Genomic DNA, 24,978 nt, shown 5'->3' on the forward strand with positions numbered 1-24,978 from the left:
ATATATTTGAAAAAGCGTTTATATTATTTTATTCATCTATATGAATTATAGTTAAATGCAGTCAATTCTAACGCGCCGAACAAAAAATGACCTACACTCACTCTCTGACCGATTCTGATCTTTCAACACATAAGTCGCTGCTATGCAGAATACAACGCGCTCGCTACTGGCCTGCTCCTTTTGTTTAAAACTTAGCATGTGGCAGGAAAAGGCACTGACCGCTCCTATGCACGGCCAGACGCTCTCTCCCTCCCCTAAAAAGAAAAGGTTTTTTATGTAATCCTTTCATTTTGTATTTATATTTAATAATTAAAGACCTTCTCGGTTACGAGAAGGTCTCTTCTATACTTCTTATAGAGTTTCAGAAGTAGTTTTTGCTTGCATGTGAAGTGCTAAGTAGTCAGGGCCACCTGCTTTAGAGTCTGTACCAGACATGTTAAAGCCACCAAATGGTTGGTAACCTACGATTGCACCAGTACATCCACGGTTGAAGTATAAGTTACCAACGTGGAAGTCTTCACGTGCTTTTTCAATATGTTCACGGTTATTAGAAACAACAGCTCCTGTTAAACCGTATTCTGTATTGTTCGCAATTGCAAGTGCATGATCAAAGTCTTTTGCTTTGCAGAATGCTACAACTGGTCCGAAGATTTCTTCTTTCATAAGACGAGCATCTTCTGCAACGTCAGCAATGATTGTTGGTTTGATGAACCAACCTTGAGAATCATCACCTTCACCGCCCACTACAAGTTTACCTTCTTCTTTACCAATCGCAACGTAGCTCATTACTTTATCAAATGCAGCTTGGTCGTTAACAGGTCCCATGTTTATGCCTTTTTCAGCTGGGTTTCCTACTGTTAATTCATTTGTTAATTCAATTGCACGGTTTAATACGTGATCGTATACATCTTCATGGATTACTGCGCGAGAACATGCAGAACATTTTTGTCCTGAGAATCCAAATGCAGATGCAACAATAGATTTTGCTGCTAATTCAAGATCTGCTTCTTTATCAACAACGATTGTATCTTTACCGCCCATTTCAGCGATAACACGTTTTAACCAAATTTGTCCTGGATTTACTTTTGCTGCGCGTTCGTAAATACGAATACCAACATCACGTGATCCAGTGAAGCTGATGAAGCGTGTACGAGGATGATCTACTAAGTAGTCACCAACTTCAGAGCCGTTACCAGGAATGAAGTTTACTACGCCAGCTGGTAAGCCAGCTTCTTCTAATACTTCCATAAACTTCGCTGCTACTACAGGTGTTGTACTAGCTGGTTTTAATAATACAGTGTTACCAGACACCAATGCAGCTGTTGTCATACCTGCCATAATAGCAAATGGGAAGTTCCAAGGAGAAATGATAACACCTACTCCTAATGGAATGTAAGAAAAACGATTATATTCAATTGGACGGCTTTCTACTGAAATGCCATCTTTTAATTTTAACATTTGACGACCATAATACTCCATGAAGTCAATTGCTTCTGCTGTATCAGCATCTGCCTCATTCCATGGCTTACCTGCTTCTTTTACAAGAATTGCGGAAAACTCATGTTTTCTGCGGCGAACGATTGCAGCTGCGCGGAATAAAATGTCTGCGCGCATTTCTGGTTTCGTTTTTCTCCAAGTTTGGAATGTTTCATCCGCTACTTGCATTGCTTTCTCTGCTAATTCACGACTTGCTTTTGAAACGCGGCCAACGACTTCTTCTTTATTTGCAGGGTTTACAGAAACGATTTTATCGTCTGTAGTGATCTTTTCTCCCCCAATAATTAATGGATAGTCTTGTCCAAGATAAGATTCTACTTTCTTTAAACCTTCTTCAAATGCAACTTTATTTGCCTCTACTGTAAAATCTGTAAATGGCTCATGTTTGTATGCTACCACCATTATTTTAGCCTCCCCTTAGAAAAAAACGTTTACATAAATACAATATTATTCTACACGATAATTCCGATTTGTTCAAATATTCTTAGACTTATATTTTTAAAATTAAAAAATTTTTTAAATATAATAAATAAAAAAACAACATGATGCATATGCATCATGTTATGAAATATGAATGTATTCCCAGAAATTTTTACCAATCAATAAAATTGTTACTACCAAAAACAAAATCCGTATATACCCTACACCCTTTTGAACAGCAAATCTCGAACCGAAATATGCACCTGCAACCATTGATAAACCCATAATTAAACCGTATTTAAATTGAATTGCTCCTAAAAATAAAAATGTAATCAGCGATACAATATTGCTAACAAAATTTAAAATCCGACCAGCAGCAGCCGCACGGATAAAATCCAAACCAATTAATAAAAATGCAAAAATTAAAAATGAACCTGTACCTGGCCCAAAAAAACCATCATAAAATCCAATAATCAAAATGACTAAATAGAATAAAAATGTTTTTCCCTTCGTCATTTTTTTATACGTAGATACACTACCCCAATCTTTTTTTACAATAATATAAATAGCAATCAATACAAGTAAAACTAATATAAGAGGACGCAACACAGCCGGTGGAATGAATTTGACAACAAATGCACCTGCAATTGCCCCAACAATTGTGAACGGAATGAGTTTTCCTACAATACGAAAATCTACTTTTTTAGAACGAATAAAATACATTGTACTCGTAAATGAACCCATTGTTGCCGCCAATTTATTTGTTGCGATTGCCGAAGCTGGAGGTAAACCTACAAACATAAGTGCCGGAAGCGAAATTAAACCGCCACCTCCAACAACAGAGTCGATAAATGATGCTAAAAACCCGAAAGCAATGAGTAGTATAATGACTTGCAAACTTAAATCTTCCATCTGTACTTTCCCTCGATCCCCTTTTTATTAACAACATTAAAAATTATAACAAAATTTTTAATATTGTTAATAAAAAAACGATACAAAACCCCCTTTCTTTTTAGATGGCCAAGAACATCTGGCCACGCATAGAAGCGATTAAGGCCTTTTCCTGCCATGTGCACTCCGAAAACTCTGTATAATACAAAAAAAGCCGTTCCTCATAAAAGGAACGACTTTTCTTACTCTAACACTTGAACAAACGGCTTATCTTGTTTCACGTCACGAATAATGATTGCTTCTGGACGTTCTACAGATTTAATTGTAACTTGCACTTTAATATAATTGGGGAAATCCATAACAGCCCCAGTTACATATTGTGTAAATCCAATGACCTCTGCCTTTCCACTAAACTGAACTGGAATCTCCAGCTTCAATTCTTTTAATTGACCGTCTTTATAAAACCCTCTGCCCACAACTGCAGTATAATCACCCGTAAAATACTGTGCTATTTTCGCATTGAAGTTCTTTACATTTGTTGCATCGTCACGATAATCTTTTTCTGCTTCATTAGAAGGGAATAAATAATACTTTTCGTCTAGTGCTTTCCAATCGTCTACTTTATCGCTACCCTTATCAACTATTGAATACGATAAAAAGGAGCCTGGTACAAGTGAAGATTTAGCTTCCTGTCTGTAGATCGCAAAAGTAATTGGAATATTTTTCAATTCATCTTTCTTGCGCAGAAGTGGTAGGATTTCTTGCGCCATTTTTTTTCCTTCTTCTAGCAATGTTTTATCATCAATTTTTTGTTCACGCGGATAACCATGTTGTTCTGCATAATAATGAACAGAATTCATCGCAAGACCGATAACAACTCCACCTAACTCTGCTTGGTTCTCATCTTTTATTTTCAAGTAATCCTGTTCTAAAATTTGAGATAAATACATTGGACTCTTTTCATTTCTCGCTTCTAATGTTTCCGGTTCTCCTGGTGGCAGTTCTGGATTTAAACCATTCGGCAGCCTCTTCTTCAACGCTTTTTCTAAATTACTTTGCGCCTCGGATGAACGTTTTCTCCCGATTAATGCTTGTATCGTATCTTTATCTAAATACTTTCCACCTTGAAATATATAATCTTTCGTACTAAATGAATCTTTCGCAATGCGCATTAATCCTGTTTCGAATTCGTCAACATCTAAACGGCTATTTAATCCTTGTACAGCTAACCCTCTTGCCGATCCTTTTTCAAATGGAACTGCCGTTTTATAATAATCATCGGAAATCGAGTATTTCGAAATAATTGATTTCTCTTTTGAATTCCCTGATTTTCCTACGATTTTTTCCTCTTTTTTTGGCCCCATACTACATCCACTAAGAAGTAATCCAAGGCTTAACGCTGCTAATATAACTTTTTTCATGGTAACTTTGCACCTCTTAATTATTGAGCTCTTGTAAGAACCTCGCTTCATCCCAAATCTCAACGTTATGTTTTTGTGCTTGTGCTAACTTAGAGCCAGCAGCTTCTCCTGCAACGACTAAGTCTGTACTTTTGCTCACACTGCCTGTGACTTTTCCGCCAAGCGCTTCAATTTTCTTTTTCGCTTCACTTCGTCCCATCACTTCTAGCTTTCCTGTTAGCACAACTGTTTTTCCTGCAAAATAAGACTCAATGTTTTCTAAATCTGCTCGTTTTATCCCTTTATAAGTCATATTTACGCCATATGACTTAAACTGCTGTAACAACTCTTGTACATCTTCATTATCAAAATACGTAACGATCGATTGCGCCATTTTTTCGCCAATCTCATTAATAGTTGTCAGCTCTTCTTCTGTAGCGTTAACGATGTAATCCATCGTTTCATAATGTTCCGCCAATGTACGAGCAGCTTTTGCTCCAACGTGGCGAATCCCAAGACCGAATAATAATCGCTCTAATGAATTGTCTTTTGAAGCTTCAATCGCTTGTACTAGATTTGAAGCAGATTTTTCTCCAAAACGTTCTAGTTGTAATAACTGTTCTTTCGTTAATGTATAAAGATCTGCAAATGTACGAATATAATCCGCATCAAATAACTGCGTAATTACCCGTTCGCCTAATCCGTCAATATTCATCGCATTACGTGATACAAAGTGAATTAATCCTTCTCGAATTTGCGCCGGACATGCTGGATTAATACAGCGAAGCGCAACCTCTTCTTCTAATCGAACGAGTTCACTCTCACACGCCGGACAATGCGTTGGCATATAAAACTCTTCTTCTTCACCCGTGCGGCGATCTACAATAACATTTACAACTTCAGGAATGATGTCTCCAGCTTTCTTTACAACAACATAGTCGCCAATGCGAATATCTTTTTCACGAATTAAATCTTCGTTGTGTAAGGAAGCACGGCGGACAATCGTTCCTGCCACGCGTACTGGTTCTAACTCAGCAGTTGGGGTTACGACACCTGTACGTCCAACGCTTAGTTCAATACCCGTCAGTTTTGTAACAACTTCTTCAGCTGGGAATTTATATGCAATGGCCCATCTTGGACTTTTTGCTGTTGTTCCTAAGCTTTCTTGAAGTGATACATCGTCTACTTTAATAACGATGCCATCAATTTCATAATCAAGATGCGGACGTTTTTCTTGCCACTCTTGCACGTATTGAATGACCTCATCAATTGTTTCGCAAACTCGGCGATTCGGGTTTGTTTTAAACCCAAGTTCTCCTAAAAGGTTTAACGATTCACTATGCGATGTAATCATCTTTCCTTCTAAATCAGTAAGCCCATATACAAATAAAGATAAATTGCGCTTTGCCGCAATTTTTGGATCTAATTGACGCAATGAACCCGCAGCTGCATTTCGTGGATTCGCAAAGACTGCCTCTCCGTTCTGTTCTTTTTCTTCATTTAATTTCACAAATGAACGTTTCGGCATGTATGCTTCTCCGCGCGCTTCTAGCGTCATTTCTTCTGTTAAACGCAGAGGAATCGCTTTAATCGTTTTTAAATTTTGCGTAATATCCTCACCTGTTATACCGTCGCCACGAGTTGCTCCTTGAATGAAGCGCCCTTTTTCATAATGAAGGGAAACCGCCAGTCCGTCAATTTTTAATTCGCACACATATCTTACATTTTGACCGTCAATTCCTTGATGTACCTTGCGATCAAAATCACGTAAATCACCTTCATTAAAAGCATTTCCTAAACTTAACATCGGCGATTTATGTGTTACTTTCTCAAAAATATCAAGAACCTCTCCGCCAACACGAACGGTCGGAGAATCTTCTTTAAAAAATTCCGGGTGCTCTGTTTCCAATTTGATTAACTCTTGCATATGACAATCATACTCTGCATCTGATACAGATGGCTGATCTAGCACGTGATACTCATAATTAAACTGATTTAAAATGTCACGAAGCTCTTCAATACGCTTTTGTGCTGCTTCTTTCGACATGACCTCATTCCTTTCTTACACTTTCGTCACTGGCGCAAACTTAGCCAATAACCGTTTAATGCCAATTGGACTTGGGAACGCGATGTCTAATTCTTTCGCATCTCCTTCACCTTTCACACTTACAACAGTGCCAATCCCCCATTTTTGATGTGATGCTTTATCACCAACTGACCAGCCAATTTGCTCACCGCCTGTTGTTTTCGCAGCTGGCCGTACAAAAGCTGAACGGGAACGAACTGTTGTTGTAGTTGTAGGTTTAGACTTTGCGCCAAAAGTTTCACGCTTTGGTTTTACTTCATGAAGCGTTTCAATGAGATCCTCAGGAATTTCAGAGATGAAACGTGATTCTTTATTCATACTTGTTCTACCAAATATTGTTCGCATTTGGGCATTCGTTACGTACAGTTCTTCTTCGGCACGTGTAATCCCAACGTATGCTAAGCGGCGTTCTTCTTGCATTTCATCTTCTTCCATTAAAGAACGTGTATGCGGGAAAATCCCTTCTTCTAACCCTAAAATGAAAACGACAGGGAATTCTAATCCTTTTGCAGAGTGCATTGTCATTAAAATGACTTCTTCACCAGCAGTTGGATCTTCATCTACACGGTCAATATCAGCAACAAGTGCTAAATCGGTTAAGAACGCAACAAGACTCTTATCTTCACTCTGTGATTCAAACGTTTGTGTAACAGATAAGAACTCATCTAAGTTTTCTAAACGTCCCTCTGATTCTAATGTACGTTCATTCTTCAGCGCATCACGGTACCCTGTTTTTTCTAACACTTCTTCTACAAGTTCTGTTACCGATAAATATTCTTGCATGTTTACCCAATTATGAAGCTGCTTCGCAAATTCTGCTACTGTCTTCGCAATTTTTGCACTTACACCTACATGCTCAATTTCATCTAATACAGCTGTCAATGAAAGACCATTTTGCACGCCATAATTAATAATCTTATCAATAGATGTCGCTCCAACACCACGTTTTGGCACATTAATAATACGCGCAAAGCTAATTTCATCATCCGGATTTGCAATTAAGCGTAAATACGCCAACATATCTTTAATCTCTTTACGGTCATAGAACTTAATACCGCCAACAATTTTGTATGGAATATTAGATTTCAGGAAAATCTCCTCGACCATACGGGACTGGGCATTCGTACGATATAGTACTGCAAAATCTGTGTATTTTCGATTTCCCATTTGAATTTCATCACGAATCTTTTTCGCAATAAAATATGCCTCATCTTTTTCAGTTGCAGCGCGGTAATAAGAAATTTTACTCCCTACTTGATTATCCGTCCATAACTTCTTCGGTTTACGACTTGTATTATTTTCAATAACCGCATTCGCCGCATGTAAAATATTTTTTGTTGAACGATAGTTTTGTTCTAATAAAATAACCTGTGCGTTGTCATAATCTTTTTCAAATGACAAGATATTAGCAATATCAGCTCCGCGCCAGCGATAAATCGATTGATCAGAGTCACCAACTACACAAATATTTTTAAAACGCGCTGCCAATTGATTAACAAGAATATACTGAGCACGGTTTGTGTCTTGATACTCATCAACGTGAATATATTGGAATTTACGTTGATAAAACTCCAGTACTTCTGGTATCCGTTCAAATAATTGAATAGTCGTCATAATTAAATCATCAAAATCAAGTGCATTATTTTTAAGGAGACGCTTTTGATATTCTGTATATACATCACTCGTCAGCTTTTCGTATGGATCTGCAATTGAGATTTTTTTCGCATATTTTTCTGGAGATAACAATTCATTTTTCGCATTGCTAATTGCCGCAAGAACAGAACGCGGTTCAAATTTCTTCGGATCAATATTGCGCTCTTTCATAATTTTTTTCACAACTGTTAATTGGTCACTTGCATCTAAAATCGTAAAGTTACGATTAATCCCAATGCGATCAATATCACGTCGTAAAATGCGCACACACATAGAGTGGAATGTTGAAATCCAAATGTCCTCTGCTTCAGGACCAACAAGCTTATCAATACGCTCACGCATTTCACGCGCTGCTTTATTTGTAAACGTAATAGCAAGTACATTCCAAGGTGCAACACCTTTTTCGCCAAGTAAATAGGCAATACGGTGTGTTAACACACGCGTCTTACCACTCCCAGCTCCCGCCATAAGTAGCAATGGCCCAGACGTTGTTTGTACAGCTTTTTGTTGCTGCGGATTTAATCCTGTTAATAAATTTTCTGCTATACTCATGTATTCGGTCACCTACTCTCCTTTTACAGCTTTTACTGTCGCTAAAGCTTTATTTATATCTTCATAAATTAAATTTCCAACGGCGACTGTATCCGCATACTGTGCCATTTCCTTCGCTTGGTCTGCACTTGCAATTCCACCGCCGTAATATAATGTTGCACTCTGCAGCTCAGCTTTCACTTTTCTTACGAGGTCCACATCTCCATATGTGCCGCTGTATTCTAAGTAAAAAATTGGTAAATGAAGAAGTTTATCAGCCATACGTGCATATGCAATCACATCGTCTTCTGATAGTTCACAATTTGCCTCCGTTAACTTTGCTACTTTCGCTTCTGGATTTAATACACAATATCCTTGCATGAAAATTTCATCCCAGTTCATAATGTCCCCAAATTCTTTCAATGCCGCATGATGAAGGCCTGTTACCCATTCTACCTTTTGGCTGTTTAACACACTTGGGATGTAATAAAAGTCGAAGCCTGGTGTAATAGAATCCAGCGTGGAAACTTCTAATACACAAGGAACCGCGTATCTACGAATGCTTACTAGCATATGCAATACATTATCAATTGTAATTCCGTCGCTTCCGCCAACAATAACAGCGTCAGTTCCTGATTCACAAATAAGCTCTAAATGCTCATCACTTAACTCCTTATTCGGATCAAGCTTAAATACATGTTTCCACTGTGAAATATCGTACATGAAAACACCCTTTCTTTTCTCTAATCGTCTTTACACATTCTTTCATTATAACAAAAAATAATGTGCTGACACACGTTCCGCGCAACATCTTTTTCTACGTCAAATGTTGGATTGTATATAGGCGAAGCTAGTCACAAACAATAATTCTTGAGATAGATAAGGTGAACCTTCCATCAGTGACGGGTTTACTGCCCACAAATAACGGGATACATCTATTTCAAAGCTGATGAAAAAGGAGTGAGTTTCTTGTTCAAGCAAAACATCGGCACATTGAATGCCCTTATTCGTATTACACTTGGTTTTGTTTTACTTAGCTGTAGCACTGCAAAGCTTGTAAGAAAACCATGGTGTACTTGGTCAAAAATTATGCTTTGGGTCGGGGCAATGAGAATCGCAGAAGGCATCGTTCGTTTCTGTCCGATTGTCGAAGCATGCAAACTCAGTAAATATTTGAACATCCCTGATGTAAAAATACCTGGCATGGATTTTATGAAGAATGGACAATCTAATAAACAAGAAGCACATCATACTTCTCATACTGACGAGAAAACAAGTACTGGGAGTTATGATGCTTCTGATAAGGAAATTGAGTCTGCACTTGAAAAGGCTCTTATGTCCAAACCGCTTTGAATCATTTGTCAAAATGCAAGATGCTCTTAAGAAAACTTAGCCGCTACAGTGGGCGGCTAAGTTTTCTTTTATTTTACCACAAACAAGAACTAATGTTCTATTTGTGGAATTTTTATTTTTTCGAAAAATTATAACATACACCTATTGTCATCTTTGATATAAAAGTGATATCATTTTTATATCAAAAGGAGGCGAGATCATGAAAGAAAAACAAGTATTTCATGTAAATGGATTTTTAGGACTACTTGCAGTTCTAGTTTTAATTGGGGTTGGTATATTCAGTCTTATTAATGAATTATTTGCAATTGGCATTCCCTCTTTTTTATTAGCAGCAATCCTTGTAAGTAGTATTGGCACTGTTCAGCCAAACCAAGCAAAAGTAATTACATTTTTCGGTAACTATTTAGGAACCATTCGTGAAAATGGCCTATTTTTAACAATTCCATTTTCATTTCGCCAAACCGTTTCACTACGCGTGGAAAACTTTAATAGTAAAAAGTTAAAAGTAAATGATGTAGAGGGGAATCCAATTGAAATCGCAGCTGTTGTTGTATACAAAGTCGTTGATTCCGCAAAAGCGATCTTTGGCGTAGAACATTATGATGCCTTCGTGGAAATTCAAAGCGAAACAGCAATTCGCCACGTAGCAACGAAATATGCATATGATAATTTCCAAGATGAAAACACCATTACACTGCGTGGAAACTCGGAAGAAATTTCCGAAGAGTTAAAACGCGAATTAGAAGCACGTTTAGAAATTGCGGGAGTAGAAGTAATCGAAACTCGTTTAACGCACTTAGCTTATGCAACAGAAATTGCCCATGCAATGCTTCAACGTCAACAAGCAAAAGCAGTATTAGCTGCAAGAAAAGAAATTGTCGAAGGTGCCGTACAAATGGCGAAAGACTCGATTCAAAAGCTGGATGAAGAAGGTGTACTTGAGTTAGATGACGAAAGAAAAGCAAATATGGTCAATAACTTACTAGTTGCGATTGTTTCAGAAAAAGGAGCGCAACCAGTTATTAATACAGGAAGTCTTTACTAAAGGTTGTCGGTAATCATGGCCAAAAAGAAAAGCTTTCCACTACGAATCGATCCCGAATTGTACGCAGTTATTGAAAAATGGGCAAACGACGAATTTCGAAGTGTAAATGCTCATATTGAATATTTACTTCGCGAGATGGCAAAACAAAAAGGTAAGATAAAAAAAGAAGAGAGCTAGCTTAAAGCTAGCTCTTAATTATTTACATGCATAATTGCACGGTATCCAATATCTGTTCGGTAAAACAATCCATCACTTTCAATCTTTTCAATTTCTGCGTATACTTTATCTTTCGCCTCTTGTAAATCTTTCGCCTTACAAGCAACAAACAACACACGACCGCCATTCGTTACAAATTCCCCATCTTTCACATCTGTTCCGGCATGAAATACAATTACATCTTCTAACGTTTCTAAACCTGTAATGACTGCGCCTTTTTCATAGCTTTCTGGATATCCTTTTGAGGCTAGTACAACACCGATTACTGCCTCTTCAGACCACTCTAAAGAAAGCTCTTTTCCATCTAATACATGGTTACATACATCAACTAAATCGCTCTCTAAACGAGGTAAAATCACTTCTGTTTCTGGATCGCCAAAGCGGGCATTAAATTCAATTACTTTCGGCCCTTCACTTGTTAAAATAAGCCCTGCATATAAAATGCCTGTAAAGGAACGCCCTTCTCGTATCATTGCCTCTGCTGTTGGATGTAGAATGGTTTCAATCGCTTGTTCTACTGCTGATTTTGGGATTTGTGGTACCGGAGAATAGGCACCCATTCCACCTGTATTCGGCCCCTTATCACCATCAAAAGCACGTTTATGATCTTGTGCAATTACCATTGAGTATACAGTTGTTCCGTTGACAAATGCCATAAGCGAAAACTCTTGTCCATCTAAAAATTCTTCAATAACAACCTTTTTACTAGCTTCTCCAAACTTTACGTCTTGCAGCATTTCTTTTACAGCTTGCAATGCTTCTTCTAACGTCATGGCAACTGTTACACCTTTACCAGCTGCTAAGCCGTCTGCTTTAATAACGATTGGTGCTCCGACTTTTTCAATGTATGCTACCGCTTCTTCATAGTTTGTAAATGTCTCATATGCCGCTGTTGGAATATCATACTTTTTCATAAGCTCTTTCGTAAAAGCTTTACTTCCCTCAATAACAGCAGCTGCTTTGTTCGGACCAAAAACGCGAAGACCTGCTTCTTCAAAACGGTCAACAATCCCATTCATAAGCGGAATTTCCGGACCAACAAACGTTAAACCAATGTTATTTTCTTTCGCAAAAGCAATAAGCGCATCAAAATCATTTTCATCGATCGCTACAGGCGTTGCTACGTCTTTCATTCCTTCATTTCCCGGTGCTACATATACAGTTTCTACTTGCTCCGACCCTGCGAATTTCCATGCTAACGCGTGCTCACGTCCACCGCGGCCGATTACTAAAACATTCATATTTCATCCTCCACTATTTAAAACGGAAAATAGGCTTGCTCCTATTTTCCGTGTCGTATTTTGTAGATAAGTCGATATTCCATGTCGAAACGCCGATATATTTCAATTTCCATCGATATATCATGAGAAACGGTCGATATATTTGAATTTACGCCGATAAAACTTCATGTAATTATTAATGTTTGAAATGACGTACGCCAGTGAACACCATCGCAATGCCGTACTCGTCTGCTTTTTGAATGGAATCTTCATCGCGAATGGATCCACCTGGTTGAATGATTGCTGTAATGCCGGCTTTAGCCGCTTCTTCTACTGTATCTGGCATTGGGAAGTATGCATCAGATGCAAGTGCGCTACCTTGTGCTTTCTCACCCGCTTGTGTAATAGCAATTTTCGCTGAGCCAACGCGGTTCATTTGCCCTGCACCTACACCAATTGTCATATTATCCTTCGCTAAAACAATTGCATTAGATTTTACGTGTTTTACAACTTTCCAAGCTAATTTTAAATCATTCCATTCTTGCTCTGTTGGTTCACGCTTCGTTGGAATTGTGATTGTCGCATCTTCTAACGCTAATGTATCCTCTTCTTGTACAAGTAAACCACCTTGGATAGAAGTTAACTTCTTACTAGCTGCCCTAACTTTAGCAATATCAACAGTTAACAAACGTAAGTTTTTCTTACTTTGTAAGACTTCTAAAGCTTCCTGCGAGAAAGAAGGTGCAATAATGATTTCTAAGAAAATTTCATGCAGCTTTTCTGCCGTTTCTTTGTCAATTTCACGGTTTGCTGCAATAATGCCGCCAAAAATTGATACTGGATCTGCTTCATAAGCACGTGCATATGCTTCATGAATATCAGCTCCAACACCAACGCCGCACGGGTTCATATGTTTTACTGCTACAACTGCTGGTTCTGTAAATTCTTTCACGATGCTAAGCGCTGCATCTGCGTCATTGATGTTATTATAAGATAATTCTTTACCATGTAATTGTTCTGCATATGCAACAGAAGAAGTTGCTGCAAACGGTGCCTTATAGAACGTTGCTTTTTGATGTGGGTTTTCGCCGTAACGTAAATCTTGTTTTTTCTCAAACGTAACAGTTAACGTTTCAGGGCTTTCTTCTCCTGTTTGTTCTGTTAAATAGCTTGAAATTAATGCATCATATGCCGCTGTATGACGGAATACTTTTGCTGCTAATTTACGTTTTGTATCTTTTGAAACTTCTCCGCTTTCCTTTAATTCCCCTAATACAACATCGTAGTCTGCTGGATCAACAATAACTGTTACAAACTCATGGTTTTTCGCAGCAGAACGAATCATCGTTGGGCCGCCGATATCAATATTTTCAATTGCATCAGCAAATGTTACATCTGGCTGTGCAATTGTTTCTTTAAATGGATATAAGTTTACAACAACAAAATCAATCGGCTGAATACCAAGTTCATTCATTTGGGACATATGCATTTCGTTATCACGTACAGCAAGAAGTCCACCATGAATGCTTGGATGTAATGTTTTCACACGACCGTCCATAATCTCTGGAAAACCTGTTACTTCAGAAATCCCAATTACTTGTAAGCCGTCTTCTTCTAGTAACTTTTTCGTTCCGCCTGTTGAAATCACTTCAATCCCTTGCTCAAGTAATCCTCTTACAAATTCTACAACTCCAGCTTTATTTGAAACACTTACTAATGCACGCTTTTTCATTTATTCTCCACCCCTAGTTGTATTAAATTGCTGCTCTTATAACTTCACTTCAGAATGTAATAAAGATTTCACCGTATCTACGTACAATCTATGTTCGACAAGTTGAATTTTCTTTTGTAAACTTTCTCGTGTATCATTTTCAGAAACTGCTACTGCTTCTTGTGCGATAATTGGTCCTGTGTCCATTCCTGCATCAACGTAATGGATTGTTACACCTGTTACTTTTACACCAGCTTCAATTGCTTGTCCAATTGCATCTTTTCCAGGAAAGTTTGGCAATAGTGAAGGATGAATGTTAACGATTCTCCCTTCATAAGCAGTTAGCAATGTCGGACCAATTAAACGCATATACCCCGCTAGAATAATCCAATCAATCTCGTATTCTTGCAATTTCTTTACTATTTCTTGTTCGAATGCTTCCTTTGATTCATACGCTTTCGCCGAAAAGGAAAAGCAAGGAACATGATGGTTATTTGCGCGCTCTACAACACGTGCGCCTGGCTGATCGCATACAAGCAAACTAAGCTGTGCATCTAATCTTCCAGCTTCTACTGCATCCACAAGCGCCTGGAAATTAGAACCGCTTCCGGAAGCAAAAATTGCTAATCGGCTCATAGTGCTGCTCCTCCAGCAAATGTAACACCTGAACCTTTCACAGTGCGTCCGATGATTCGAGCTGCTTCCCCTTGTTCTTCGAGAAGCTTCATAGCACCTTCTGCATCTTCTTCTTTGACCGCTACTACCATACCAATACCCATGTTAAAAATATTGAACATTTCTTCTTTCTTTAATTGACCAACTTCTTGCAGTAAATCAAAGATTGGATGAACTGTCCAAGAACCAAGTTCAATTTGTGCTCCGATACCTTCTGGCAACATACGTGGAATATTTTCAATAAATCCGCCGCCAGTAATATGAGCCATGCCAGTTACGTTATATTTCTTCAATAGTTCTAAAATAGGTTTGACATAAATTTTCGTTGGTTTTAATAATTCTTCACCAAGTGGTAGTTCTAAACGACCATAAATACGATCAAGTGAAAGTTGCCCATCCTCTAATAACACTTTACGTACAAGAGAATAACCATTACTATGAATTCCGCTAGAAGCAAGTCCAATTAATACTTGATTCTCTTCAATAGATTTTCCTGTAACAATTTTCTTTTTATCAACAATACCAACTGTAAAACCAGCTAAATCGTATTCTTCCTCAGAATACATCCCTGGCATTTCAGCTGTTTCCCCGCCAATTAATGAACAACCAGCCTGACGGCATCCTTCTGCAATTCCTTTGACGATGTCTTCAATTTTACTAGGTTCTGCTTTACCGCAAGCAATATAATCAAGGAAAAAGAGCGGCTCTGCCCCTTGAACAACAATGTCATTTACACACATTGCAACTGCATCGATGCCAATTGTGTCATGTTTGTCCATCATGAAAGCGAGCATTAATTTTGTTCCTACACCATCTGTTCCAGATACTAATACTGGCTCTTCTAATGCGAATTTTGAAAGATCAAACATTCCTCCAAAGCCACCTAACCCACCTAGCACTTCTTTTCTCATCGTTGTTTGCACGTGTTTTTTCATGCGAGATACCGCTTCATATCCAGCTTCAATATCTACTCCTGCTTGCTTATATGCATTCGCCATCGTTTCTATACACCTCGTCTTTTTATACTGAAAGAATTTCTCCCGTCTACTGGGCCGTAACTTTAGGAAAAAGCGAGCTTCTACACAGCATATAGTAGAAGCTGCCATGCTTTCTTATCGTGCTCTATATAAATCTATTTTAATTTTTCGACATATAGGTCGCTGCTGTGCAGACAAAAAATGACTTACACTTGCTTGCTCCCTTTGTTTTAAACCTTGCATGTGGTAGGAAAAGGCCCTGACCGCTTCTATGCACGGCCAGATGCTCTCGCCCCTCCCTAAAAAGAAAAGGGTTTTTATGTCGTTTTTTAACTTATATATATCTTGTGCCTTATTTCATACTTGCTAAAAGCTCCTGCTCATAATCATAAAGAGCCGTGGGATAATCCCCATTAAAATAAGCCATACATAAACCGCCATATTTCCCTTCATACGGGCGGCCAATTGCATCAATTAGACCTTCTTCACTTAAAAATGTTAACGAGTCTGCTCCAATGATTTCACGGATTTCTTCTATTGAATGATTTGCTGCAATTAATTCTTTTCTTGTTTGAATGTCAATTCCATAGAAGCACGGATATTTAAGAGGCGGCGAAGCAATTCTTACATGCACTTCTGTTGCCCCAGCCTCGCGAAGCATACGAACAATTCGCTTGCTTGTTGTACCGCGCACGATAGAATCATCAATCATCACAACACGTTTTCCTTCAACAACACCTCGTACTGCTGAAAGTTTCATTTTTACCCCTTGTTCACGTAATTCCTGAGAAGGTTGAATAAATGTACGTCCAACATAACGATTTTTAATTAAACCTAACTCATAAGGAATTCCAGTTGCTTCTGCATAGCCGATTGCCGCTGAAATACTAGAATCAGGTACACCTGTTACAACATCTGCTTCAACCTTAGCTTCTTTTGCTAACAATTTCCCCATATTTTTACGTGCTGCATGGACGTTAACGCCAGCAATGTTTGAATCAGGGCGTGCAAAGTAAATGTACTCCATGCTACAAATGGCATGTTCTACATCATTTGTAAAACGATCTACGTGAATCCCTTCATCATTAATGATGAGCAATTCTCCAGGCTCTACATCACGAATGTATGTTGCCCCAACTACATCAAAGGCACATGTTTCAGATGCTACAACATATGCATCTCCCATCTTTCCAATCGAAAGCGGACGGAAACCATTTGGATCTAATGCAACAATCATTTCATTTCCTGTTAATAATAAATAGGCAAAAGCACCTTTTACTTTGTTTAATGCGTCTTTTACACTTTCAATTAATGTACCTTTTGTATTTCGTTTAATTAAATGAAGCAATACTTCTGTATCCGAACTTGTTTGAAAAATACTTCCCTCTGCCTCTAATTCACGACGAAGCATTTTTGCGTTAATTAAATTCCCATTATGAGCTAATGCCATGCTATGGTCCGAAAAGCGAAATAACAGTGGTTGAACATTCGCAACTTCAGCGCCGCCTGCTGTTGCATAACGAACATGCCCGATCGCTGATTTTCCATTTAAACCATCTAACTCACCGCGCGAAAACACCTCTGATATTAAACCAAGCCCTCTATGACCAATGATTTTCTCCCCATCATTTACAACAATGCCAGCGCCTTCTTGACCACGGTGCTGCAAGCTATGCAACCCATAATACGTAACTTGTGCAGCATTTTCATGCCCCCAAATTCCGAAAACGCCGCATTCTTCATTTAGCCCCTTTATTTCATTAAGCATGGAATAGCCCCTTTCCAAGCCGTTCTCATTTCATCAACATCTGTTGTAAGCAATACTTCATTTTCTTCATTACGAATTGTTAATTGGTTTGCATTTGTTACTTCCCCAACACAAAGTGCGTCTACCATATTTTCAAACGCTTCTTTTTGCTCGCGTTTTACGGTAACAACAAAGCGAGATTGTGATTCTGCAAATAATATCGCTGTCGCTTCTCCAGCTAACTTCACATCTGCGCCTAATCCGTTTGCTCCCATTGCACTTTCTGCGAAAGCAACTGCTAATCCGCCTTCTGCAACGTCATGCGCTGATTGTACAAGTCCTTCTTGAATCGCTGCTAATAATTGCTTTTGACGTTTTCCTTCTACTTCTAAATCGATGCTTGGCGCCTGACCGAAAATTTTTCCGTGCACCATCTTTTGCAATTCACTACCGCCAAACTCCGCTTTCGTTTCACCGATTACATAAACGAGATCACCAGCTTGCTTAAACTCTTGCGTTGTTACATGCTTTACATCATGCACAAGACCAACCATACCAACAGTTGGTGTTGGGTATACTGCTTCACCGCTGCGTTCATTGTACATTGATACGTTTCCACCAATAACAGGTGTATGTAACGTGCGGCATGCTTCGCTCATACCATCTACTGACTTCTCAATTTGCCAGAAGATTTCTGGCTTTTCTGGGTTGCCAAAGTTTAAGCAATCTGTAATTGCAAGCGGCTCACCGCCAGAACATACAATATTACGAGCTGCTTCTGCTACAGCAATTTTCCCGCCCATTTCTGGGTCTAAATAAATGTAGCGAGAGTTACAATCTGTTGTCATTGCTAATGCTTTATTTGTTCCGCGGACACGAACAACCGCTGCATCAGACCCTGGTGTAACCACTGTGCTTGTGCGTACTTGGTAATCATATTGATCATATACCCACTCTTTACTTGCAATCGTTGGTTGTTGTAATAAAGATAGTAATGTTTCTTTATGATTCTCCACTTTTGGTATTTCCATCTTCATTTGTTGGAACTCTATAAAATACGCTGCTTCTTTTGAAGGCTTATGATAAACAGGTGCTTCTTCTGCTAATGCATCAGCTGGCACTTCCGCAACCATTTCTCCTTTATGGAATAAACGAAGCATTTTATCTTCTGTTACTTTCCCCATTACCACTGCTGCAAGGCCATATTTTTCAAATAGCTCTACAATCTCTTGTTCTCTACCTTTTTTCACGACTATTAACATACGCTCCTGTGATTCAGAAAGCATCATCTCGTACGGCGTCATGCCTGTTTCACGCTGCGGTACATCATCTAAATACATCTCAATACCCATGCCTGCTTTACTTGCCATCTCTGCAGAAGATGATGTTAAGCCTGCCGCACCCATATCTTGAATACCGACAAGTGCATCAGATTTGATTAATTCTAAGCAAGCTTCAATTAAAAGCTTCTCCATAAATGGATCGCCTACTTGCACCGCTGGGCGCTTTGCATCGGAATCCTCAGATAGCTCTTCTGACGCAAATGTTGCACCGTGAATACCGTCACGACCTGTTGCTGCTCCAACATACATTACTGTATTACCAGCACCGTGCGCTTGCCCTTTTTTAATATCTTCATGGTTAATTAACCCAACACACATTGCGTTTACAAGCGGATTTCCTTCATAACATGGATCGAACTGTACTTCTCCGCCAACAGTTGGAATCCCGATGCAGTTACCGTATCCCGCAATACCCGCTACAACTTCTTCAAATAAATATTTTACGCGTGGTGATTGTAGCTCACCGAAGCGAAGTGAATTTAACATAGCAATTGGACGTGCTCCCATAGAAAACACATCACGGATAATACCACCAACCCCTGTCGCTGCACCTTGATACGGTTCAATTGCAGATGGATGGTTATGACTCTCCATCTTAAATACTACCGCTTGATTATCACCGATATCTACGATTCCAGCGCCTTCACCAGGACCTTGCAGTACACGTTCACCAGTCGTTGGGAACTTACGAAGAACTGGCTTTGAGTTTTTATAGCTACAATGCTCTGACCACATAACAGAGAACAATCCTGTTTCTGTATAATTTGGCAGACGGCCTAAAGTCTTTTCAACCATGGCAAACTCTTCGTCTGTTAATCCCATTTCCGTATAAATGCGTTCTTCTTTAATTTGAGTTGGATTTGGTTCAAGCAGTAACGACATATGTTTCCCTCCAATGTTTCAAAATAGATTGAAATACTTTTAGACCATCCGCTCCTCCAAGCAATTCATCAACAGCACGCTCTGGATGCGGCATCATACCAAGTACATTTCCTTGCTCATTTACAATCCCTGCAATATCTGAAACGCTTCCGTTTGGATTCTCTACATAACGGAAGACAATTTGATTATTTTCTTCTAACTGTTTCAATGTTGCTTCATCACAGTAGTAGTTTCCTTCACCATGAGCGATCGGAATATCGATCACTTCATCTTTCTCATATTGCGCTGTAAACATTGTTGTATTATTTTCAACACGAAGCTGAACAGTACGGCACATAAACTTTAAGTTTTTATTGCGAATTAACGCACCAGGCAGCAGACCAGACTCTACTAAAATTTGAAATCCGTTACATACACCTAAGATTGGTTTTCCTGCCTCAGCTGCTTTTTGTACACCTTTCATTGCGTTTGCAAAACGGGAAATAGCTCCGCAGCGAAGATAATCTCCGTAAGAGAAACCACCTGGTAGTAAAATTGCATCGTACTTATCTAAGTTTTCTTCACTATGCCAAACGTAGTCTACATCTTGGCCAAGCTCATCTTTAATTGCATGAAACATATCTACGTCACAGTTCGAACCTGGAAAAACGATTACGGCAAATTTCACTGCGCGACAACCTCCTCAACTTCATAGCGATAATCTTCAATCACTACGTTCGTTAATAATTTTTCGCACATTTCTTTTACCATCGCATCAATATCCATAACTGATTTACCAATTGTTAATTCCATATATTTACCAATACGAACATCTTGTACTTCTGTGAACGAAAGACTATGAAGTGCTCCTTTTACTGCTGTTCCTTGTGGATCTAATACACTTTCTCTTAACGTGACATATACCTTTACTTTATACATGTGAAGCTCCCCCTAATCGTTTTAAAATCTCTTCATAAGCATCTGTTAAGTTACCAAGATCGCGGCGAAATACATCTTTATCAAATTTTTCATTGCTCGTTTCATCCCATAAACGGCATGTATCTGGCGAAATCTCGTCCGCTAATAAAATTTCTCCCTCTTCTGTTACACCGAACTCTAATTTAAAATCTACTAATCTTACACGACAGCTTGCGAAATGCTCAATCAATACTTGATTGATTTGTAGAGCTTTTTCTCGTAATATACTTACTTGCTCTGGCGTTGCAACGTTTAACACACGAATATGATCTTCTGTTACAAGAGGATCTCCTAAATCATCATCTTTGTAGTAAAATTCAACGATTGGTGCTGTAAGTACAGTGCCTTCTTCCATTCCTAATCGTTTTGAAAGACTACCCGCAATCACATTTCTTGTGACAACTTCTAGTGGAATGATGCTTACTTTTTTTACAATTTGTTCTGTTTCTGATACTTTCTCAACAAAGTGTGTTTTAATTCCTACTTCTTGTAACTTTCTGAATAAAAGAGTTGTAATCTCGTTGTTCAGACGACCTTTTCCTGTAATCGTCGCTTTTTTCTCCCCATTGAAAGCAGTAGCACTATCTTTGTACTCTACCCAAACCATATCTGCTGCTTCTGTACGATAAATTCTTTTTGCTTTACCTTCATACAGCAATTCCAGCTTTTGCATTTCGCAAGCCCCCTGTAGTTTGAAAAATGTGAATAGTATATTTATAAAGAATGGCACAGAATGAAACTATTCTGTGCCATATAAAATTATCAGCTTAGTTCAATCCAAGACGTTCAAAAATTGTATCAACATGTTGTAAGTGATGTTCATAGTTGAAACATTCATTGATTTCTTCTTGTGTTAATTTGCTTGTAATACGCTCATCAGCTTCTACAAGCTCTTTAAATTGTACTTGTGTTTCCCATGCTTCCATCGCTTTAGGCTGTACGATATCATAAGCTTCTTCACGTACCATACCTTTGTCGATCAACGTAAGCATTACGCGCTGAGAGTAAATTAAACCATATGTTCGTGTCATATTGCGTTTCATGTTTTCTGGAAATACCGTTAAGTTTTTCACGATATTACCAAAGCGATTTAACATGTAATTTAATGCAATCGTTGCATCTGGTAAAATAATACGTTCCGCAGATGAATGTGAAATATCACGCTCATGCCATAATGGAACATTCTCGTAAGCAGTCATCATGTAACCACGGATAACACGAGCCAAACCAGTCATATTTTCAGACCCAATCGGATTACGTTTATGTGGCATTGCAGACGAACCTTTTTGTCCTTTCGCAAAGGCTTCTTCTACTTCACGTGTTTCACTTTTTTGTAAACCGCGAATTTCAACTGCCATTTTCTCGATTGATGTTGCGATTAATGCAAGTGTTGACATGTAATGTGCATGACGATCACGTTGCAGCGTTTGTGTTGAAATCGGTGCTGCTTCTAATCCTAAATTTTCACAAACATATTTTTCTACGAATGGATTAATGTTCGCGAATGTACCAACTGCACCAGACAATTTACCAACGCGAACTGTATCAGCTGCTTGTTTAAAACGTTCTAAGTTACGTTTCATTTCTTCATACCAAAGACCAAGTTTTAAACCAAATGTTGTTGGTTCTGCATGAACACCGTGCGTTCTTCCCATCATAATTGTGTATTTATGTTCTTTTGCTTTGTTAGCTAAAATAGTAATGAAATTTTCTAAGTCGTTTAGTAGAATTTCATTTGCTTGTTTTAAGATATAAGATAAAGCTGTATCTACTACGTCTGTAGATGTTAAACCGTAATGTACCCATTTACGCTCTTCACCGAGTGTTGGTGTTTCAGATACTGCACGCGTAAATGCTACCACATCATGACGCGTTTCTTGTTCAATTTCATAAATACGATCAATATCGAAAGATGCATGTTCACGAAGCTTTTTCACATCTTCTTTCGGAATATCGCCAAGCTCAGCCCATGCTTCACAAGCTAAAATCTCAACTTCTAACCATGCTTTAAATTTGTTTTCTTCCGTCCAAATCGCACCCATTTCAGGGCGTGTATAACGACTAATCATCTTTTTCCCTCCAACAGTTGTTCTTGATGGTCCCAAATATGCAATGTGCGCGCTTTTTCTAAAGCAACGTCAATCTTATCATTTAAAATGTTAACGTGCCCCATTTTACGCTGCGGTTTTGCTTCTTCTTTACCATATAAATGCAAGTAACACCCGGTTAATCTATTCACTTGCTTTAGGACTCCTTCTATATGTTCGCCTAAAATGTTTACCATGACAACTGGTTTTAACAAAATTGTTTCTCCAAGAGGTAAATTACAGATTGCTCGAATATGTTGCCCGAATTGACTGATTTCACAAGCATCAATTGTATAGTGTCCAGAATTGTGCGGTCTTGGTGCTAACTCATTGATATAAATGTCACCATTTGCTGTAGCAAACATCTCTACCGCTAGTGTTCCCACCAGTTTTAATTCATCCGCTAATCTTTCTGCATATTGAATGCCTTTTTCTGATAACGCAAATGGAATACGAGCCGGTACAATTGATTCGTGTAAAATGTTATTCACATGAATATTTTCGGCTACTGGGAATACTTTCGTTTCACCATTTACACTACGTGTAACAATGACGGAAATTTCTTTTTCAAATAAAACCCACTTCTCTAAAATGCATTCAGCTTGATTAACAAGTTCCATCGCTTTCGCAACATCAGCTTCACTTTGTAGTACAACTTGCCCTTTCCCATCATATCCTCCTGTTGTTGTCTTTAACACGCAAGGAAAGGAAAATTCAGCAACTGCTTCTAAAAGGTCTTCTTGCTTCTGAACGAGTCTGTAAGGCGCTACTGGTAAACCCGCTTTCACAATTGCATTTTTTTCTGTATAACGGTTTTGTGTTGTATATAATAACTGACTGCCCTGCGGTAAATACGCATGCTTTTCAAGCCATTGTAGGCAGTTATAATCAATATTCTCAAATTCATATGTTACAACATCGCTTATCTCTGCTAAATACTGAATCGCTTTCAAATCATCGTACGGTGCCACAATTTCAACGTCGGCAACTTGTGCACACGGCGTGGACTTTGCTGGATCTAATACTGCAATTTTATATCCCATTTCTTTTGCAGCAATCGCCATCATTCTGCCAAGCTGTCCTCCGCCAATAATACCAATCATTTGTCCAGGTAAAATCGTTTTTATCACAGCAGTTCACTACCTTCTCGCACATTTTTTCCAATTGCTTCTCGTCTTAGTTCTAATGCATCATATATATCATCATGAAATGATCCTAGCATTTGTGCGGCAAGTAAACCTGCATTGGTAGCTCCGGCTTTCCCAATTGCGACAGTCGCAACTGGTACACCTCCTGGCATTTGAACAATAGATAGTAATGAATCTAAACCGTTTAACGCTTTCGACTGAACAGGAACACCGATTACTGGAATATTTGTTTTTGCAGCAACCATTCCAGGTAAATGAGCGGCTCCGCCTGCCCCAGCGATAATAACTTTTAATCCACGTTCACGAGCTGTTTCTGCATATTCAAACATATAATCTGGAGTCCGATGAGCGGATACAACTTTCTTCTCATACGGAATATTTAATTCTTCTAATATTTCACAAGCATACTTCATTGTTTCCCAGTCTGACGTGCTTCCCATAATGATTCCAACTAGTGGTTTCATATTAGAATCCCCCCGATTCAAATAAAAAAAGCCTGATATAGAACATTTCCCCTTTTACTATGAGAGAAAGTGCTCTACTCAGGCATGCGTATCCCATGTGAATAGAAAAATACCGAGTGACTTCCCCTCATAGTCCAACAATTAACGGTCGTTAGGTAGAGACTTGCAGGCCATATCCCCGCGATTATATGAGGTACGATATAATATTGTTTCTAAAGTTATATTAACAGGTGTTATTTAAACATGTCAACAAATAATCGAATGTTTTTTATTCAGTTCATTATAACGTTCGTGTTTTAGTTATAATAAAAAGAAGAACCGAAAAAATATGCAGAAAAGAAAGGGAATTGAAGAAGAAAAGCGAGAATATATGCAGTCTAACCTAAAAAAATTTATAATTATTTAATATAACCATTCACTATATAAATAGGAAATATTACATTTAAACACAATTCAAAATTGGATAGGCAGTGAGATTTAGTGGGGGCCGGCTTTAAAAGGAATTTGGAAATACATCATGAAAAAAAATATACACAAAAAAACCTAAGTCAATTGACTTAGGTTTTTGCCTGGCAACGTCCTACTCTCACAGGGACAAAGTCCCAACTACCATCGGCGCTAGAGAGCTTAACTTCCGTGTTCGGTATGGGAACGGGTGTGACCTCTCTGCCATCA

The 24,978-nt window shown here is 38.6% G+C and carries 21 protein-coding genes, 1 rRNA gene and 1 riboswitch; of the genes, 3 read left to right on the forward strand and 19 right to left on the reverse strand.

Annotation, left to right across the window (positions count from 1 at the left end; genetic code table 11):
• Window positions 1-351: 351 nt before the first annotated feature.
• The 6 genes from pruA to pcrB form a co-directional block, all read right to left on the reverse strand.
• Window positions 352-1,899 (reverse strand): L-glutamate gamma-semialdehyde dehydrogenase, encoded by a 1,548-nt coding sequence (gene pruA / locus MR076_RS20970; RefSeq protein ID WP_242223901.1) that lies wholly within the window; start codon window positions 1,897-1,899, stop codon window positions 352-354.
• 159 nt (window positions 1,900-2,058) lie between these two features.
• Window positions 2,059-2,829, reverse strand: coding sequence for a TSUP family transporter (locus MR076_RS20975; protein WP_242223902.1), 771 nt, complete (start codon window positions 2,827-2,829; stop codon window positions 2,059-2,061).
• Between the two features lie 221 nt (window positions 2,830-3,050).
• Window positions 3,051-4,229, reverse strand: a complete 1,179-nt coding sequence (locus MR076_RS20980; RefSeq protein WP_242223911.1) for a CamS family sex pheromone protein — start codon at window positions 4,227-4,229, stop codon at window positions 3,051-3,053.
• Between the two features lie 16 nt (window positions 4,230-4,245).
• Window positions 4,246-6,255, reverse strand: a complete 2,010-nt coding sequence (gene ligA / locus MR076_RS20985) for an NAD-dependent DNA ligase LigA (protein ID WP_242223913.1) — start codon at window positions 6,253-6,255, stop codon at window positions 4,246-4,248.
• Between the two features lie 15 nt (window positions 6,256-6,270).
• Window positions 6,271-8,511 carry a DNA helicase PcrA gene (gene pcrA, locus MR076_RS20990; RefSeq protein WP_242223915.1) on the reverse strand — a complete coding sequence of 747 codons (2,241 nt, stop codon included), beginning with the start codon at window positions 8,509-8,511 and terminating at the stop codon, window positions 6,271-6,273.
• The gene (gene pcrB, locus MR076_RS20995) at window positions 8,512-9,201 is read right to left on the reverse strand and encodes a heptaprenylglyceryl phosphate synthase (RefSeq protein ID WP_242223917.1); all 690 of its coding nucleotides are present in this window, start codon (window positions 9,199-9,201) and stop codon (window positions 8,512-8,514) included.
• 246 nt (window positions 9,202-9,447) lie between these two features.
• Between pcrB and MR076_RS21000 the strand changes: the two genes are divergently transcribed.
• The 3 genes from MR076_RS21000 (at window position 9,448) to MR076_RS21010 (ending at window position 11,053) form a co-directional block, all read left to right on the forward strand.
• The gene (locus tag MR076_RS21000) at window positions 9,448-9,831 is read left to right on the forward strand and encodes a YgaP family membrane protein (RefSeq protein WP_242223919.1); all 384 of its coding nucleotides are present in this window, start codon (window positions 9,448-9,450) and stop codon (window positions 9,829-9,831) included.
• 199 nt (window positions 9,832-10,030) lie between these two features.
• Window positions 10,031-10,876, forward strand: a complete 846-nt coding sequence (locus MR076_RS21005; protein ID WP_242223922.1) for an SPFH domain-containing protein — start codon at window positions 10,031-10,033, stop codon at window positions 10,874-10,876.
• 15 nt (window positions 10,877-10,891) lie between these two features.
• Window positions 10,892-11,053, forward strand: coding sequence for a type II toxin-antitoxin system antitoxin (locus MR076_RS21010; RefSeq protein ID WP_242223923.1), 162 nt, complete (start codon window positions 10,892-10,894; stop codon window positions 11,051-11,053).
• A gap of 14 nt (window positions 11,054-11,067) precedes the next feature.
• Here the strand turns inward: MR076_RS21010 and purD are convergent, their stop codons facing one another.
• The 13 genes from purD to rrf form a co-directional block, all read right to left on the reverse strand.
• Window positions 11,068-12,333, reverse strand: coding sequence for a phosphoribosylamine--glycine ligase (gene purD / locus MR076_RS21015; RefSeq protein ID WP_242223924.1), 1,266 nt, complete (start codon window positions 12,331-12,333; stop codon window positions 11,068-11,070).
• Window positions 12,334-12,508: 175 nt separating this feature from the next.
• Window positions 12,509-14,044: a bifunctional phosphoribosylaminoimidazolecarboxamide formyltransferase/IMP cyclohydrolase gene (gene purH / locus MR076_RS21020; RefSeq protein WP_242223925.1), complete on the reverse strand. Its 1,536-nt coding sequence runs from the start codon at window positions 14,042-14,044 to the stop codon at window positions 12,509-12,511.
• 36 nt (window positions 14,045-14,080) lie between these two features.
• Window positions 14,081-14,659 carry a phosphoribosylglycinamide formyltransferase gene (purN, locus tag MR076_RS21025; protein WP_242223926.1) on the reverse strand — a complete coding sequence of 193 codons (579 nt, stop codon included), beginning with the start codon at window positions 14,657-14,659 and terminating at the stop codon, window positions 14,081-14,083.
• The gene (purM, locus tag MR076_RS21030; RefSeq protein WP_242223927.1) at window positions 14,656-15,696 is read right to left on the reverse strand and encodes a phosphoribosylformylglycinamidine cyclo-ligase; all 1,041 of its coding nucleotides are present in this window, start codon (window positions 15,694-15,696) and stop codon (window positions 14,656-14,658) included. Before purM ends, purN begins: the two co-directional genes overlap by 4 nt.
• 331 nt (window positions 15,697-16,027) lie before the next feature.
• Complete coding sequence (purF, locus tag MR076_RS21035) at window positions 16,028-17,443, reverse strand: amidophosphoribosyltransferase (RefSeq protein WP_242223928.1); 1,416 nt, start codon at window positions 17,441-17,443, stop codon at window positions 16,028-16,030.
• Entirely contained in the window at window positions 17,428-19,647 is a 2,220-nt protein-coding gene (purL, locus tag MR076_RS21040) for a phosphoribosylformylglycinamidine synthase subunit PurL (protein WP_242223929.1), read from the reverse strand. Before purL ends, purF begins: the two co-directional genes overlap by 16 nt.
• On the reverse strand, window positions 19,631-20,314 hold the full coding sequence (gene purQ, locus MR076_RS21045; RefSeq protein WP_242223930.1) for a phosphoribosylformylglycinamidine synthase subunit PurQ: 684 nt from the start codon (window positions 20,312-20,314) through the stop codon (window positions 19,631-19,633). The genes purL and purQ overlap by 17 nt, the downstream gene beginning before the upstream one ends.
• Entirely contained in the window at window positions 20,311-20,565 is a 255-nt protein-coding gene (gene purS / locus MR076_RS21050) for a phosphoribosylformylglycinamidine synthase subunit PurS (RefSeq protein ID WP_242223931.1), read from the reverse strand. Before purS ends, purQ begins: the two co-directional genes overlap by 4 nt.
• The gene (gene purC / locus MR076_RS21055) at window positions 20,558-21,277 is read right to left on the reverse strand and encodes a phosphoribosylaminoimidazolesuccinocarboxamide synthase (protein WP_242223932.1); all 720 of its coding nucleotides are present in this window, start codon (window positions 21,275-21,277) and stop codon (window positions 20,558-20,560) included. Before purC ends, purS begins: the two co-directional genes overlap by 8 nt.
• Before the next feature lie 94 nt (window positions 21,278-21,371).
• Entirely contained in the window at window positions 21,372-22,673 is a 1,302-nt protein-coding gene (gene purB, locus MR076_RS21060) for an adenylosuccinate lyase (RefSeq protein WP_242223933.1), read from the reverse strand.
• Complete coding sequence (gene purK / locus MR076_RS21065) at window positions 22,670-23,821, reverse strand: 5-(carboxyamino)imidazole ribonucleotide synthase (RefSeq protein ID WP_242223934.1); 1,152 nt, start codon at window positions 23,819-23,821, stop codon at window positions 22,670-22,672. The genes purB and purK overlap by 4 nt, the downstream gene beginning before the upstream one ends.
• A complete protein-coding gene (gene purE, locus MR076_RS21070) occupies window positions 23,818-24,303 on the reverse strand; it encodes a 5-(carboxyamino)imidazole ribonucleotide mutase (protein ID WP_242223935.1) in 486 nt (161 codons plus the stop codon). The genes purK and purE overlap by 4 nt, the downstream gene beginning before the upstream one ends.
• A 110-nt stretch (window positions 24,304-24,413) precedes the next feature.
• Window positions 24,414-24,515, reverse strand: a riboswitch (purine riboswitch).
• A gap of 355 nt (window positions 24,516-24,870) precedes the next feature.
• Window positions 24,871-24,978: ribosomal RNA gene (gene rrf, locus MR076_RS21075) — 5S ribosomal RNA — on the reverse strand; the annotation flags it as partial.

The sequence above is a fragment of the Bacillus cereus group sp. BfR-BA-01380 genome (assembly GCF_022663535.1).
GTDB lineage: Bacteria > Bacillota > Bacilli > Bacillales > Bacillaceae_G > Bacillus_A > Bacillus_A cereus_BB.